The organism is Methylobacterium sp. Ger2507 (assembly GCF_055231875.1).
In genome coordinates, this window is record NZ_JBUYVC010000001.1 from 4,130,368 (window position 1) to 4,145,414 (window position 15,047).

Annotated in this window: 15 protein-coding genes; 7 read left to right on the top strand and 8 right to left on the bottom strand. The window is 62.9% G+C overall.

The annotated features are described in order from the left end of the window. The first annotated feature begins 142 nt into the window (after positions 1 to 142). Together ACV7NL_RS19025 and ACV7NL_RS19030 are read left to right on the top strand one after the other, a co-directional pair. Positions 143 to 2,044, top strand: coding sequence for a putative bifunctional diguanylate cyclase/phosphodiesterase (locus tag ACV7NL_RS19025; RefSeq protein ID WP_463356488.1), 1,902 nt, complete (start codon positions 143 to 145; stop codon positions 2,042 to 2,044). A 212-nt stretch (positions 2,045 to 2,256) separates the two neighbouring features. Further along, positions 2,257 to 2,877 carry a PilZ domain-containing protein gene (locus tag ACV7NL_RS19030; protein WP_463356489.1) on the top strand — a complete coding sequence of 207 codons (621 nt, stop codon included), beginning with the start codon at positions 2,257 to 2,259 and terminating at the stop codon, positions 2,875 to 2,877. 140 nt (positions 2,878 to 3,017) lie between these two features. Here ACV7NL_RS19030 and ACV7NL_RS19035 read toward each other — a convergent pair whose 3' ends face one another. The 3 genes from ACV7NL_RS19035 to poxB form a co-directional block, all read right to left on the bottom strand. Further along, positions 3,018 to 3,161, bottom strand: coding sequence for a hypothetical protein (locus ACV7NL_RS19035; protein ID WP_156633981.1), 144 nt, complete (start codon positions 3,159 to 3,161; stop codon positions 3,018 to 3,020). Between the two features lie 301 nt (positions 3,162 to 3,462). Then, the gene (locus tag ACV7NL_RS19040; protein WP_056184177.1) at positions 3,463 to 5,505 is read right to left on the bottom strand and encodes a calcium-binding protein; all 2,043 of its coding nucleotides are present in this window, start codon (positions 5,503 to 5,505) and stop codon (positions 3,463 to 3,465) included. 347 nt (positions 5,506 to 5,852) lie between these two features. After that, entirely contained in the window at positions 5,853 to 7,628 is a 1,776-nt protein-coding gene (gene poxB / locus ACV7NL_RS19045; RefSeq protein WP_463356490.1) for a ubiquinone-dependent pyruvate dehydrogenase, read from the bottom strand. Positions 7,629 to 8,076: 448 nt separating this feature from the next. On the opposite strand from poxB, the gene ACV7NL_RS19050 reads away from it, so the two are divergent. From ACV7NL_RS19050 to ACV7NL_RS19070, 5 genes are all read left to right on the top strand, one after another. Further along, on the top strand, positions 8,077 to 8,457 hold the full coding sequence (locus ACV7NL_RS19050) for a hypothetical protein (RefSeq protein ID WP_463356491.1): 381 nt from the start codon (positions 8,077 to 8,079) through the stop codon (positions 8,455 to 8,457). Then, positions 8,447 to 8,737, top strand: coding sequence for a hypothetical protein (locus ACV7NL_RS19055; protein WP_463356492.1), 291 nt, complete (start codon positions 8,447 to 8,449; stop codon positions 8,735 to 8,737). The genes ACV7NL_RS19050 and ACV7NL_RS19055 overlap by 11 nt, the downstream gene beginning before the upstream one ends. Before the next feature lie 89 nt (positions 8,738 to 8,826). Further along, entirely contained in the window at positions 8,827 to 8,967 is a 141-nt protein-coding gene (locus tag ACV7NL_RS19060) for a hypothetical protein (protein WP_463356493.1), read from the top strand. Beyond that, on the top strand, positions 8,964 to 9,287 hold the full coding sequence (locus tag ACV7NL_RS19065; RefSeq protein ID WP_463356494.1) for a hypothetical protein: 324 nt from the start codon (positions 8,964 to 8,966) through the stop codon (positions 9,285 to 9,287). The genes ACV7NL_RS19060 and ACV7NL_RS19065 overlap by 4 nt, the downstream gene beginning before the upstream one ends. Positions 9,288 to 9,467: 180 nt before the next feature. Beyond that, positions 9,468 to 10,508, top strand: a complete 1,041-nt coding sequence (locus ACV7NL_RS19070) for a hypothetical protein (protein ID WP_463356495.1) — start codon at positions 9,468 to 9,470, stop codon at positions 10,506 to 10,508. 318 nt (positions 10,509 to 10,826) lie between these two features. Here the strand turns inward: ACV7NL_RS19070 and ACV7NL_RS19075 are convergent, their stop codons facing one another. The 5 genes from ACV7NL_RS19075 to ACV7NL_RS19095 all read right to left on the bottom strand — a co-directional run bounded on the left by ACV7NL_RS19075 (position 10,827) and on the right by ACV7NL_RS19095 (position 15,016). Next, positions 10,827 to 12,293, bottom strand: coding sequence for an Ig-like domain-containing protein (locus ACV7NL_RS19075; protein WP_463356496.1), 1,467 nt, complete (start codon positions 12,291 to 12,293; stop codon positions 10,827 to 10,829). A 558-nt stretch (positions 12,294 to 12,851) separates the two neighbouring features. Next, complete coding sequence (locus tag ACV7NL_RS19080; protein WP_463356497.1) at positions 12,852 to 13,298, bottom strand: hypothetical protein; 447 nt, start codon at positions 13,296 to 13,298, stop codon at positions 12,852 to 12,854. Beyond that, positions 13,288 to 13,749 carry a hypothetical protein gene (locus tag ACV7NL_RS19085; RefSeq protein WP_463356498.1) on the bottom strand — a complete coding sequence of 154 codons (462 nt, stop codon included), beginning with the start codon at positions 13,747 to 13,749 and terminating at the stop codon, positions 13,288 to 13,290. The genes ACV7NL_RS19080 and ACV7NL_RS19085 overlap by 11 nt, the downstream gene beginning before the upstream one ends. Positions 13,750 to 13,772: 23 nt before the next feature. Beyond that, the gene (locus ACV7NL_RS19090) at positions 13,773 to 14,285 is read right to left on the bottom strand and encodes a hypothetical protein (RefSeq protein WP_463356499.1); all 513 of its coding nucleotides are present in this window, start codon (positions 14,283 to 14,285) and stop codon (positions 13,773 to 13,775) included. A 65-nt stretch (positions 14,286 to 14,350) separates the two neighbouring features. Beyond that, positions 14,351 to 15,016, bottom strand: a complete 666-nt coding sequence (locus ACV7NL_RS19095) for a lysozyme (RefSeq protein ID WP_463356500.1) — start codon at positions 15,014 to 15,016, stop codon at positions 14,351 to 14,353. Positions 15,017 to 15,047 lie beyond the last annotated feature (31 nt).

Below are 15,047 nucleotides of genomic sequence, written 5' to 3' on the forward strand. Positions count from 1 at the left end.
GCAGGTGTCCACCTGCCGGGAGGGGTCTGGATGGCGGCAGGTCGAGCAGCAATCCCGGTGCGCGGTGCGGGGCGGGACGACCGCCCGAGCGCGCGCCGACTTCGACGATGAATTCGGCCAGAAACCCGACGAGGACATCGGCATGACCGGCAGGGTCCTGAGTTTTGCAGGCGAGCGCGACGACGACAGCGACCGCGGGAGGGCGCCGAACATGAGCACGGCCTGGTCCCTGGCGCCGCGGCTGTCGGCGTGGCTGCTCGGGCGCGAGGCGGAGGCGGCCCCGCGCGTCGGGGAAGGTCCGATGCGGCCGGGCCAGGACGGGCTCGCCCTTGCCCTGGACAGCGGCGTCGAGGGGATCTGGGACTGGGATTTCGTCACCGGGCGGATCTGGGTGTCGCGGGCCTGGCTCGCCCGGCTCGGCTATGCCGGCGACACCGTCGAGACGCGCCAGCCGATGGAGCACATCATCCATCCGGACGACCGCGACCGCCTGAGCGCGGTGATGATCGAGCACATCCGGGGCGCCACCCTCGCTTTCGAGTGCGAGCACCGCGTGGTGTGCAGCGACGGCAGCGCGGTCTGGGTGCTCACCCGCGGGCGGGTGGTCGATCACGATCCGCAGGGGCTCGCCCTGCGGGCGGTCGGCACCCAGATCGACATCACCCATCGGCGCGAGGCCGAGGCGCGGGTCGCCCATATGGCCCTGCACGACGACCTCACCGGGCTGCCGAACCGCCGCCTGTTCCGCCAGCGCCTCGATCAGGCGTTGGCGCAGGCCGAGCACGGCCCGCATCCGGCGGTGGTGCTGGCCTGCGATCTCGACGGCTTCAAGGTGGTCAACGACACCCTCGGCCACGAGGGCGGCGACCGCCTGCTCTGCGTGGTGGCCGAGCGGCTGCGCCGGGCGGCGGGCGCGTCCAACACCGTGGCGCGCCTCGGCGGCGACGAGTTCGCGGTGGTGCTGCAGGCTTCCGCCGGTCTGGAACAGAGTCCCGCCGGTTTGGAACAGGCTGCCGCCGGTTTCGGAGAGGAGGCCGCCGGTTTCGCGGAAGCCGACGCGGTGGCGGCCCGCATCATCGCGGCCCTCGGCGAGCCGATCGAGATCGACGGCATGAGCGTCGCGGTCGGCGTCGGCATCGGGTCGGCCCTGGCCTGGCGCGAGCGCATCAGCGCCGATGCCCTGCTGCGCCGGGCCGACATCGCGCTCTACGAGGCCAAGACCCTCGGGCGCGATACCTATCGGCGCTTCGCCCCGGCCCTGGCCGCGCGCCATTCGCGGCGCCAGGGCCTGGCCTTCGAGATGAAGGAGGCGATCCGCCGCGGCGACTTCTTCCTGGCCTACCAGCCGGTCGTCGACGTCGCCACCGACACGGTCACGGGCTGCGAGGCGCTGATGCGCTGGCGCCATCCCGAGCACGGGGTGATCGCGCCCGCCGAGTTCATTCCGGTGGCCGAGGAGACCGGCCTGATCGTGGCGCTCGGTAGCTGGGCCCTGACCGAGGCCTGCCGCGAGGCGATGGCCTGGCCCGAGGCGATCCGGGTCGCCGTCAACGTGTCGCCGGTGCAGGTGCGCGACGGCCTCGAACAGGCGGTGCGGCGGGCGCTGGACGCGGCCGGGCTGTCGGCCAGCCGGCTCAGGCTCGAAGTCACCGAAAGCGCCCTGATGAAGGACCCGGAGGCCGCGGTGGCGACGCTGCACCGCCTGCGGGCGCAGGGCGTGAAGATCGCCCTCGATGATTTCGGCACCGGATACGCGTCGCTGAGCTACCTGCGCCACTTCCCGTTCGACGAGATCAAGATCGACCGCACCTTCATCCGCGACATCGCCGAGCCGGACGCCGCCGCCATCGTGCGCGCGGTGGTCGGCCTCGGCGACCGCCTCGGCATGGCCATCGTGGCAGAGGGGGTGGAGACGTCGGAGCAGCTCGAACGCGTCCGCGGCGAGGGTTGCAGCGAAGTGCAGGGCTTCCTGTTCAGCCAGCCCCTCACCCCTGAGGCGGCCCGGGACTTCCTCCGGGCCGACCGCGCTCGGGCCGCAGCGTGAGCGGGACTACACCCGTGACCGGGACCAGAATCGTGACCGGTCGGACGACCCGCCTGATGAGCGCCCGCCCAAGAACAGGAAACCCGGTTCGAAAACAGGACCGCCGGCAAGATTTCGGCTAGATTTTCGGTTTTCGCACGCGTCTCATTTCCCCCAGAAATCCCGGCCGGTGCGGCCGAGCCCTGCCCCTCCCCTCTGGCGACATCCGATCCATGGACGCACCCACGATCCTGTCCGGCCGCATCATGGTCGCCGACGGCCCCGAATTCACCTGCACGGCGCAGTTCACCGAGCTGAAAGCCGACGATCCGCAGCCGAATGATCCGCAGGCCAACGATCTGCAAACCCTGACCGTGTTCACCCAGGCCCCGGGCCAGCTGCTCGCCGAGGCGGTGTGCTATCTCGACGGCATCGGCGCCGTCCCCGGCCGGATCACCGCGCGGAACCCGGACGGCCTGACCCTGCACCCGACGCTCAACGAGGAGCGCCGCAAGCGCATCACCGCACGGCTGGCCTGGAAGACCACCCGGGCCGGATGGACCACCGAGCAGCGCGAGGCCCTGCGCCTGGTGCCGGAACACCGCGAGGTGCAGGTGCGCTTCGCCGACGACGCGATCACAACCGGTGAAATGCTGCACGGCGAAATCCTGGACCTGTCCAGGACCGGCGCCAAGATCCAACTCTTCCGCGCCACCCCCGCCGCCATCGTCGGCGCCGCCGTGACGGCCGGCAAGCGCTTCGCCACCGTGGTCCGCGTCGAGGACACCGTCATCGCGATTCGCTTCCGCCTGCCGTTCAGCGACGAAACGTTCAATGCGAGCTTGGTGCTTTGACCGACATTGACTTTGAAGAGGTTGGTACAGTTGATCGGGTACAGGATCATCCAAGATATGAATGACTTGCCTCAATAATTCAGGCCGCCGAACGGTCAAGGAGGCGCAGTTCGTCATCGAAGGCTGGGGACGTCGACACATCACCCTGCGCGCGCTTGCTTTGCCCCCCAGATGTCGACACCGCTCAGTGCCGATATCGAGTCCTGCCAGAACTCGAAGGCACGGTCCGGCTCGGCCTCTGCCGTGCTTTGCAAAAGCGTTTCGACAAAGAACGGGCTGGTCAAAACAATCGCTCTCCTGACCGGGCTCGCATCCTGTGATCCGACGGCAACTCCTTATGCGACCGTCTCAAAAGCGGACTGAGGCTTTCCACCCGGCCCGGTCTTCGCGCGGATGGCGGGCCGATCTTTGGCAAACCCTGTGTCGATCCACTTTCAAATCACTGAGGGCGCAGAGAGTCCGACAAGGTCGGGTGGTTCTTGCTGATCCACTTTTGAGCGGGTGATTGGCGAAGTGGACGTTGCTGTTCTGCGTCCGGGTGCTCCAAAGTAAGGGACCCGGACCAAGCCGGGTCCCTTCCGAGGTTCAGGCGAAGGCGTAGTCGCTCGTGGTGAGCACCTGACCCAGCGTACCACCTGCGCTGATCAGAAGCTGTCCCTCGGACACACCCGCACCGTCCTGCACTTCGTACACCCGCGCGTTGCCCGAGGTGCCAACCAGTTCCAGGGTCGAGTCTGCAGCAAAGCCGCTGAAGCGGATCACATCGCCCCCGGCTTGGCCTGCGCCCTGGAAGTCCACGATCAGATCGGTAGCGCCCCGTATGGCCAAGTCGCCAAAATCGATGACGAAGGTATCATCCCCTGCACCGCCACCCTGGCGGTCAGCACCAAGACCACCTGTGATGACGTCGTTTCCAGCATCACCCGCAATGATGTCGTTGCCGGAGCCGCCGCTCAGGGAGTCATTGCCTGTGCCGCCACGTAGGGTGTCGTCACCGCCAGCCCCAATCAGCTGATCATTTCCGCCGCCACCAACGAGCACGTTTGCAGCGTCGTTTCCAAGGACCCGATTGTCGAGTTCGTTCCCGGTGCCGTTGATGGCACCCATGCCGATGAGGGACATATTCTCGACGTTGGTACCAAGCGTGTAGCTCACTGAGCTGCCGACGCTGTCGATGCCCGTCGCGCCTGTCTCGTCGACGACGTCTCCAACATTGTCGACGATGTAGGCGTCGTTACCGGCACCCCCGACCATCGTGTCGATACCTGTACCTCCGTCGAGGGTATCGTCACCACCGTTGCCGATGATCGTATCGCTGCCGGCGCCACTGCGGATGATGTCATTGCCGCCGCCGCCGGTTACGCGGTTGTCCAGGTCGTTGCCGACGGCGGTGAAGTTCCCCTGACCGGTGTAGGTCAGGTTCTCGACATTCGCTGCAAGTACATACCGACCCAAGCCTGTCAGGATGGTATCGGTACCCCCACTGTCTGCTTCGGTCACGACATCGCGCAAAGAGTCGACGATGTAGGTGTCGTTACCACCGCCGCCAAACATCTGGTCGTTTCCGAGACCACCGACCAGGAAGTCGTTGCCAGCCCCGGCGGTGATCGTGTCATCGCCCTGCCCTGCGTTGTAGTAGAAGTCCTGCCCAGCGCGGAAAGGCGGGAAGAACGTCAGTGCGTCGTTCCCGTTGGTTCCGAGTACGACGCCCTCGAAGGTGTTGCCGCGCGCCGCACCTGATACGAGGTCACGGACATCGAAGGTGACCCCCTGCGTTCCGGCAACGAAGGTCATGCCCTCATCATCGTAGCGGGAAACCGCTCCAGTAAGGTTGCCGTCCGCATCTTCGGCTTGGACACGGACAGCAAGGCCCCCATCCTGGTTTGCCGCGCTTCCACCGTCATTGGTGTTGCCGTTACCAACTTCAGCCGAAGTGAAGGTCAGCCGGACGTTGCCGGTGCCGCCATCGAAGCGATCGAAACGGACCGTGTCATTTCCCGCCCCAAGGTTCACCTGGTCGCTGCCGTCGGTGTAAACGTTGACGCCGAAGGTGTCGTCGCCATCACCGCCGAGCACCGTGTCATTCCCCGAGCCGGCACTGATCGTATCATTGCCGCTACCGGTCGAGATGATGTTGTTGCCGCCGCCCCCGAATACGAAGTCGTCCGAGGATCCCGTTGTGAGCGTGTCGTTCCCGTTTCCACCCGTGATCTGAGCCTGGACGTTGCCGGTGTTCACGACGTTGTTGCCGATATCGGACAGGTTGAAGTTCACTGACTCAAAGCCGGTGATGAAGGTGCCGTCAGATGCCGTGCCAGTTCCATCTGCATCGAGGGTCAACGATATTGGTTGAGCCGAGCCGGCAACTGGACCATTGAAATTGAAATTGAGAAGTAAGAAGTCGTTGCCTTCTCCGCCATCAAGCTGATCCAGCTTGCCGCCGGTCACGAAGTCGTCTCCCGTGCCAGCGTTGACGAGGTCGCGCCTCGGATTGATTGATCCCGCGAAGATATTTTCCGGACGATCAATCGAGTCGATCGTGTCGTTGCCGCCCAGGCCGTTGATCACATCTTCTTCTTCGGTGCCATTCAGGAAGTTGTTGCCGCCATCGCCATTGATCGTAGCCATTACGTCTTCTCCCTTGCTCGCAGCCTGAGATGCACGTGCGGCTCGCAGGTCGGCAGCTTGGAGGTTACGTATCGTTAACCAAGAAAGTTTCAGGCCTCAAAAGTCAGAATATGGAATTCTTTGATCTCACGTTCTTTCCAGCAGAAATAATTGGATGGCTTTGCAAAAATAAAGTTCGAATTTCAATATTTTTGCGGATTAAAACGATGTTTGGCCCTGTTGCATGCTTTGGGCGAATTTAAACAAGGCTGTTCATTGCTTAAAAGCAGGCGGTCCGGAAACCGGTGGGTGTGGATGTGCTTGGAGACACCCATCCGATTTCTCCTACGGCTCGGCAGCCCCTGCCCTCACCGCCAAAGGTTCGTCTTCGCCAGATCCAGCACCGAATCCCCGCGCCCACTCATCACGGCGCGGAGCACGTAGAGGCTGAAGCCCTTCACCTGCTGGCCGTCGATCTTGGGGGGCATCGAGAGTTCCTGGCGGGCCACGACGCAGTCGAGGAGGGCCGGGCCGGGATGGGCCAGGACGTCGTGGACGGCCGCCTCCAGCTCGGCCGGGTCCTCGACCCGGACGGCGTGGAGGCCGGCGCCGCGGGCCATGGCGGCGAAGTCCGGGTTGTCCAGGGTGACGCCGGTCTCGAGGTAGCCGGCGGCCTTCATCTCCATCTCGACGAAGCCGAGGGTGCCGTTGTTGTAGACCACGATCTTCAGCGGCAATTTTTGCTGGCGCAGGGTCAGGAGGTCGCCCATCAGCATCGCGAAGCCTCCGTCGCCCGAAAGCGACACCACCTGCCGGTCGGGATAGGCCGATTGCGCGCCGATGCCCTGCGCCATGGCGTTGGCCATCGAGCCGTGGACCCAGGAGCCGATGAGCCGGCGCCGGCCGTTCATCTTGAGGTAGCGCGCCGCCCAGATCGTCGGGGTGCCGACATCGGCGGTGAACACCGCATCGTCGGCGGCCGCCTCGCTGACGAGCTTGGTCAGGTATTGCGGGTGGATCGGCTGAGGGCCGGTCTTGCGTCCGAACCAGCCCTTGGCGGGTGCGCCGGTGGCGAGGTCGTCGAGATCTTCCCGCGCCTTGGCGTAATGCTTCAGGGCGGCGTCGAGATGCTTGCGCTCGGTCTTCGGTGTCAGCTTCGGAAGCAGCGCCCGCAGGGTGTCGTCGACATGGCCGACGAGGCCGAGATCGAGCTTGCACCGGCGCCCGAGCTGGCCCGGGCGGATGTCGACCTGGGCGATGCGGGCGTCCTTCGGGTAGAACTGCCGGTAGGGGAAGTCGGTCCCGAGCATCAGCAGGGTGTCGCAGGACATCATCGCGGCGTAGCCGGAGGCGAAGCCGATCAGCCCGGTCATGCCGACGTCGTAGGGGTTGTCGTACTCGACCACGTCCTTGCCGCCGAGGGCGTGGACGATCGGGCTCTTCAGGGCCTCGGCCAGCTGGAGCAGTTCGGCATGGGCCCCGGCGCAGCCGCGCCCGCACAGCAGGGTGATCCGCTCCGAGCCGTTCAGCAGGTCGGCCAGGGCGTTCAGCTCGGGCTCGGCCGGACGCACCATGGGCCGGGGCGGGATCAGCCCGGCATTGGGCGCGACGCCGCGGGTCGGCGCGTCCATCAGCGCGACGTCGCCCGGGATGATCACCACGGCGACGCCGCTCATCCCGATCGCCGCCCGCATGGCGTTCTCCAGCACCTGCGGCAGTTGCGAGGCGTCGCCCACCATCTCGCAGTAATGGCTGCACTCGCGAAAGAGCTCGCCCGGATGCGTCTCCTGGAAATACCCGGAGCCGATCTCGGCGGTGGGGACATGCGCCGCGATCGCCAGAACCGGGGTGCGGGTCCGGTGACAATCGTACAGGCCGTTGATCAGGTGGACGTGGCCCGGTCCACACGACCCGGCGCAGACCGCGAGCTTGCCCGAGAGCTGGCTGTCCGCCCCCGCCGCGAAGGCCGCCACCTCCTCGTGCCGGACATGGACCCAATCGATGGTCCCGCGCGCCCGCAGCGATTCGGTCAGGGCGTTCAGGCTGTCGCCGACGATGCCGTAGATGCGCTGGATGCCGGCTTGGTCGAGGGTGTCGACGATCAGGTCCGCGACGGTCACGATCTTGGTGGGGGTACTCGTCATGGCGCTCGGCTCCGGTTCACCCGAGCCGAACCCAACGCCGCGCCCCGGGGTTCCGCCCCAGGGTTGTAGTGGGCGCGGATCTGTCATCCACCACGCCTCGTGACCGCGACGAAACGCATACCCCCGCGTTTCGCGACGTCGACGAAACGGTGTTGGTATACGAGAGACCGGTTTGGGGGGAGAATCTGCGGCGTCGCCGAGCGGGGAAATGGTCGGAGCGAGAGGATTCGAACCTCCGACCCCTAGTCCCCCAGATTAGTCCCGCGACTAGGGTTCTAAGGACATTCCTGCAAACCGCGTGGGTTTGCCGGATAATCCGATCAACGACTTAGGCCACCAGTTGCAAACCGGTTTCGGCGCTGGATCGGGTCCATCTGTGCCCCTCCAGCCATAGGCACCCTGCCCTGCTTCCACTATCCCGTCCGGCCCGCACCAACTGCCGGACCCCATGTCAGCCTCAGCGAAACCGAAGATCGTCCCTGCCGACCCAGCGCTCTGGCGCCAGGGCTTCCTCAACCTTCGGCCGAGCGTCGTTCCCTGCCCCGGCTACACCCTGCAATCGTGGGGAGGTGCGCATGAAGCGTGCATCGACTTCCTAGATCGTTGGGCGGACGAGGCGGTCGCCCTCGGCTGGACGACGCTGGACGTGTTCGGGGTGCATCCCGAGGCTGGCACAATCCGTCCAGATTTCTGCGGCGCCCTGGTGCTCGGCACCGAGAAAGCGTCGGGCATCACGAAAACCCAGATGCGCTTCGTGAACACGACCTTCTATCGAGACACGCCAGGCCGGCCAGCCGGCGCCGTCCCGATCTGGGTATTTGGGCGCTAAGCCCTATCTTGCCGCCATGGCTGAGCACCCGACGACCGGCGAACTGTTCAAGGCGAAGACGATCACCGGCGCCGAGGTCGATGCGGCGGTCGACGTCTTCATGCGCGATGCGACGGTGAGCCTGTTCCGATTCGATAGCGGCCATACCCTGGACCCCGCCGCCGCCGTGAAGGCCCACCCGTGGGCCAAGGCTACCGTGGCGAACCAGGACGCTACCGAGCACCTGCGCCGAGGGGCCGTCCGAACGGCGATCCTCCTCGCCCGCCCCGAAAAGGCGTGAAGCCGCCCATCCGCGGCCGTGCCCTTGAAGCCCTCCGTGCTGTCGCACTCCACCCGCGCGGGCTCCGCCTCTCTGCTCATCCGTCTGCCATGCCGGCGCTGATCGAACTCGGGTATGTCGTGGAGCGGCAGGCGCGGTGGGACAGCGCGAAGCCGGGCGACCTGGGCCGGTTCATCACGCCAGCGGGCCGCGAACTGCTGAAGGCGTTAGGCGCGGAGGAGCTGCCGTGAGTGACGGACTGCCGCCTTGGCGCGAGATCACGACCGACGATTACGCCCCGCGCATCTTCCCGGCGCCGACGCCAAGCGCACCATGGATCGCATCGAGCGACCGCGTCTACGCGCTGCTGGAGGGGCAGCACCGGGGCGAGTACCGGCTGCGCCTGATCCTCCGAGAGGCGGTCGACCTGAAGCGCGGCCCGAAGGCCGATCCGTCCTGGTACTGGGACTATGACGCCGGGCCGCCGGCGATCACCTGCGTGGCCGAGACCTGGATCCAGACGAAGGATGGTAGGCGGCGGCGAGTAGGTGCAAAGGGGTTCGCGCGGTGATTGGCGCAATCCTATCACCTACTTGAATAGAATGAGGCCAAATAGATGAGCCTGGCGTTTTATGCCTTACCACTAAGCGAAAAATAGAGTTATCAATCGCTGTCGACCTCTGAGCCACGCTTCAGGTACTGAGGATCAGCCGCATTCGTTTTTTTTCAAACGCACTTATGGAGTTCACACATGGACAATGATGTGTTTCGGATCATAGTCGATGCTTTTACAGTAAGAGTAAACAATATTGTGACTTCTAAGGCTGACGCAACGAGGCCTGGTCATCAGGTGGGTTTTTCGATAGTTGAAAGTCCTGAGCTGAACGCTTTTGCTTCAATAGAGGGTGGAGACAACATCGGAGTTAACTCAGGAACCATCTATATATTAAAAAATTATTTCGATGTCTGCTCAACAAAATTTTTGAGAAATCATAGCATCGTTGATACTAGAGATGTTGCTGAGCTAGGATTCGATATAAATCCGGCGGAATCAACGTTTAAGCAGCTTTACAATGGAGGGAGCTTTTTAATCCCCAACCATCATGGGTTTGGAGGGCTGATCGCTCAGCAGATGTTCGTATATGCAATGGATTTCTTGATAAACCATGAGTTAGGTCATCTTTGGAACGGGCACGTAGACTTGGTAAATTGCGAAATTGGATTAAAAAGATTGGAGGAGCTCCGGTTCGATAAGTCTGGAAACATCAGCGGTATTGATTATCAAACTTTTGAAATGGATGCTGATGGGTACGGGGTGGCGAACGCCATAAGATTGTCGAGCGCTCAAAAAATACACGACCAATTTCCAAATGGTTTCTTGAATCAAGAGCTGGAAAGCAGGCATGGTATAGGCGCCACCCGGGCAATTTTCGTCATCGGAGCGATCTACTCTACCTTTAAGCTGTTTGGTGAAAGCGTGTGGTCTATTGACGATATAGATATGGATGACCACCCTCCCGGCTTTATTCGGGCGTACAACGCATTGTCGGTGGGATATCAAGTTTTATCTGCGGAAACTGAACTGAAGGATATCAATGCGCTTGTCGATAGCGCCTGCCACATGGCTGAAGAAATGTTTGAGCTGGCTCATGGACGCGAGAGCCCAGCCGTTGTCACATTGCGCACTGAGGAATCTTTGCAATACAATGACATATTGTTAGCTAATTGGGCTGTCCTTCGACCGCATCTTGATCTTCTGAAAAGAGGCGGAAATCTACCGCCCGTACAATAGGGTGCAACATGGACGTTTCTGAAATTAAGCCTGGGGCCAAATTCCGCAAGATCAACACTAAAGATGTGCTCGTTGTTGTCGCCGTACGCGACGATTTAATTACGTATAGAATAAGAGGTGTGCTTTCATTTGCCCCGAGGAGCATGTCTCTCAGCGATTTTGTTAGTGTGATTGAGGATGCCGATGGTGCTTAATCAATTTGGCACTCAATGTGTGTAGTGCTTGCCTAAGCGAAAATGGAAAAACCCGCCGCGGCCGAAGCCGGGCGGGTGAATAAGCTTCGGGGTTATTCTGCTCGAAGTGCTAGCGCCGTCGCCATCAGGCGAAAGCGTAATCTCCAGCCGCAAGGTGCTTGGCCGAATCAGCCATCTGAACAATCAGTGAGCCCTGGTAGGCGCCCGTCTCGTCCATCACCTTGTAGATCTGGGTGTGTGCCTCGCCGCCTAGGTCGTGATCGAATTCGAGCGCACCCTTCCCGAAGCCGCTGAAGCGCAGGAAATCGTTCTCGCCCGAACCGCCGACGCCGGCGCCATGGAAGTCGATGATGTGATCCATCCGGCCGCCATTCTCCTGCGGGTTCACTAGATCACCCTTGGCGAATGCGAAGGTGTCGTTGCCGATCCCGCCGGAGACGCGATCAAACCCGGCGCCGCCCGTAATGAAGTCTTTGCCAGCCCCACCACGAAGGAAGTCGGTACCGGCGCCGCCGTTGAGGCTGTCGTCGAACCGCGATCCGGTGACCGAATCGTCGCCGCCCATCGCCTGGATCAGCATGCCCACCTTCGAGCTCGCATACGAAGCGTCATCTGCGCCGGCAGTGAGCGTCATGAAGCTGCTTTGCGGAGCCTGAGGCGCTGCGCCGATAGAGATCTCGACGGTCGTGTTCGCGCTCGCATACGTGCCGTCGCTGGCGGCATAGATGAAGCTGTCCTTGCCCGAGTACCCAGCTTCCGGCGTGTAGGAGAACGAGCCGTCCTGGTTCAGATCGAGTGTCCCGTGCGCTGGGCCGGTCTTCAGGTTCGCAATCAGAGCATTGCCATCGGCGTCCGAATCGTTGGCCAGGACGCCACCCGGAAGGTCGATCTTCAAGAGCGTCTGATAACCCGTCGCGTAGGCCTCAGAGACCGCCACAGGCTTGTGCTGCGTGGCGTTAAACGTAATGTGAGCCGTGCCCGTTGAAAGGCCGCCGCGGCTGTCGGAAACGACATACTCAAGGTCTACTATCCCCGAGAAAGTCGGATCTGGTGAACCGTCAGGTAGCGTTGCGCCGGGGTAGACGCTGAAATTTCCGTCGCTCTGGAAAGAGTAATTGATTTCAGCAGTAGCTGGTCCTGACAGAACCTTGATGGAATCAAGCTTCAGCACGTCGTTGTTAGGGTCGAAGTCATTGGATAGCAGCAAGGCATTGCTGAAGGTGCCCTGGGAGCCCGCGGTTGCGTTGAAGCTGTCCTCTGCAGTTATAGGAGCAGACTGGGAGGGAGCGCTTCCATCGCCATTTAGAACAGTCACAACGTAATGAGTTAAGTTGTCTAGGCCTCGGATGTTTAGGCCCTGATAGTAATCTATGTGACCCGAGTCATCCGGAACAAGATAGGTTAGAACGTACGGGTTATCAAAATCGCCGCCATTTGGGAATGACTCATATTCAAAGTGAAAGCTTCCATTGCCAGCCGGGATGAAGTTTTCGCCGTACTTCACTCCTGAATTATCAATTTGCAGTCTATCGCCAACACCTACTGTTATGCTTCGCTCAATGTTGAACGGGAACTGATTGATCAGTGTCATCTGGCTTCCTCGGGCTCTGCCGGGGCACCGTATGTTGTCAACCGTTTGCGAGCAAGATGGATACTTTGTGCACAGGTAGTTGTTTGAAGGCGGCGAGGAGGCCCAGATACGAAAAACCCGCCGCGGATTGCTCCGGGCGGGTGAAGGTCGGGTCGTATGATTGGGAGCAGTCTGAACTTCGCCGCGCTGGATTTGTTCCGAACAGTGGAGCTCCGAAACCGAAGCGCTTCACGAGCCCACGGTCACTCCAAAGGTCGGTCCGGATGTCGCTGCCTCGCGCCGTGACGATTGAAATCGCTTCGTCATCGCTGTCCGCCTCAATGTCCAGGACATGGATGATGCGTCCATCACTATGCCGGGTGATGGCACGGTATGTACGCTTCCGATTGTCGTCGCACTCTGAGGCTGGCGGCTCCGCATATCCCATCTAGTCTCCCACCTGCGGTTTTTTCCAGCCATTGGAATACCAGCCCAGCGGATTGGGTGTTTCAGACCGTCGCCCTGACCAGCGGTCACGTTGCGGTGATCAAAGCGGCGCTTCTCAAATCGTCGATCGGCTTATCCCGCGCAGCGCATCTCCCGAACGACTCGAGTAAGACCTTGGCACGCTTCGATGGTCTCTCGGTGTTCGCGGTGCCGATCCTCCGCCATGCGCTGCTCGTGCTGGCGCCGCTCTTCCAGCAGGCGCCGCTCGTGTTCGCGATGCTCCTCAGCCTCTTTCTTCCGCGACGCCACATCAGCTTCTCGCGCCAGGGTGCAGCGGTCGTGTGAAGCTGAGACCCCACGCATAGCGTCGATGAGGCTTTGAAGATCGCTCTGGCCCATCACCATGCCGCCGATCTGGGCAAGGCCGGCCGAACCAATCGACGGCTTGTCGGCGATGTGGGGCTTCTCCGCCTTCGCCCGCATGTAGCCGACAATCGCGAGGATAATCCCACCGCCGCTGCCCGCAGCCAGAAGGGTGTTCAGAATGTCGACCCACTGCTTCACGTCATCAGGCGACATTGCGCGGCGCAGCTCCGGCAGAGAGGGAACCGTTCTTGAACATATCGTAGCCGGTCGCGAGGACGCACCAGCCCTCGAAGCCAAAGCAGACCCAGTACCAGCCATAGCCGGCCGGCAGCCTCACGTTGAGGGCGTAGGAGCCGACCAGCATCAGGAAACCGATGGCGAGCCAGCACAGGCCGCCGGAGAGCGCGCCGACAAACCGGATCACCGGCGTCCGGCGCCACCACCCGTTGATCGCAAGCCCGACCATCCGGAGGATGGCGACCGAAGCCGCCACCATGCCCCAACGCGACTCCGTCATGACTTCGCCCATGATCCGGTAGACCGGCATGTCGAAGAACGCCTCGGGACGGAGCATGCTGGTGCCCCAGACCAAGAGCATGCACGACAGCATCCACTCGGTAGACCGCGTCTTGTTCATGGCGGTCGGATTGTGGATCGGGTGCATGGCGGCGCCTCCGGCGGTCGTCCTCACTTCGCGACGATCGCGGCCTGGGCCGGCGCCAGGGTGTTCGCGGCCGTGGCGCCGTCCTGCAGGTGCAGGGTCCGGAACACGAGCTCGGCCACCCCATTCGGGCCGCCAGCCGCCGCCACCACCTTTGCGGGCGCCGCATCGACGGCACGCTGCACGGCCTTGGCGATCACAGCCGAGCCGACGGGAATGGTCAGGGCCTGACCCTTCACGACGCCCTCGGTGGCGTTCAAGGCGTAGTCGGTGATGGCCTTGGTCATCTGCTCGAGGCGGGCCTGGGTCAGGAAAAGGCGGGCCCAGGGGGCGATCTGGTAGACGGCCTTGCCGAGCAGGGCGACGAGGACGGGCAGCAGCACCGATGTGAGGGTTTGGCCGATGGCCACGACCCAGTCGCCCCAGGGCAGGATGACGGCTGGCGCTACGGGTACGGGCGCGACGACCTCGGCAGCGAGGGCATGGCTGGAGAGGGCACAGGCGAGCGCCAGCGCCGCGAGCGGGAGCATGCGGTTCATGGTGTGGCTTTCGGTCAGAGTTGGGGGCTATGCGCGGCGTGACCCGGCCGGCGCGGGATCTCAGGTCAAGCGGCGCGGCAGATGCTCGGCGCGGCGTTGTCGTTCGCGGTGGCCTTCCGGCTGTCGCCGTAGGTGTCGTCGATCCAGCGCAAGAATCGCATCAGTAGGTTGGGCTGCGCGGTGACGCCCGGGGCAACGGGCACGATGACGGGCGTCGGGATCGCGTCGTGCATCACCTCAACGACGGGCGCCGCCACGGCGATGGGCTTGGCGATCGTCGTCGCCCGCGGCATCGTGGTGGCGTAGGCGGTGACGAACTGCTGCGCCTCGGCCTGCCGGCGCGTGATGATCGCCGCCGGCTTCTTCCACATCAGGATCGCGTCATAGGCGCCGGCCGTGTCGCCAGCGTTGATGCGCTTGAGAAAGGTAGAGCCGGCGAAGGCGCCGGGCCCGATGTTGTAGCAGATGGACACCAGGGCATCGAAGGCGTTCTGAGAGACCGCCACCTTCAGGCCCTTACGCACGGCCGCCACATAGCTCTGCACGTCACGCTCGAAGATGGCGTCGCACTGCGCCGAGGTGATCGTCAGCCCGGAGGTCACCAGCGGCGCGCCGGCTGCCGAGGTGTGGCCGATGCCGATGGTCCAGACGCCCACCGAATCTTTATAGGCCTTCAGGCGCCGCCCCTCACGGGCGATGAGCACGGCTTCGCCGATGGGCGAAAGGTCCATGATGGTCTCCGGGGGTTAATAGAAGAGACGG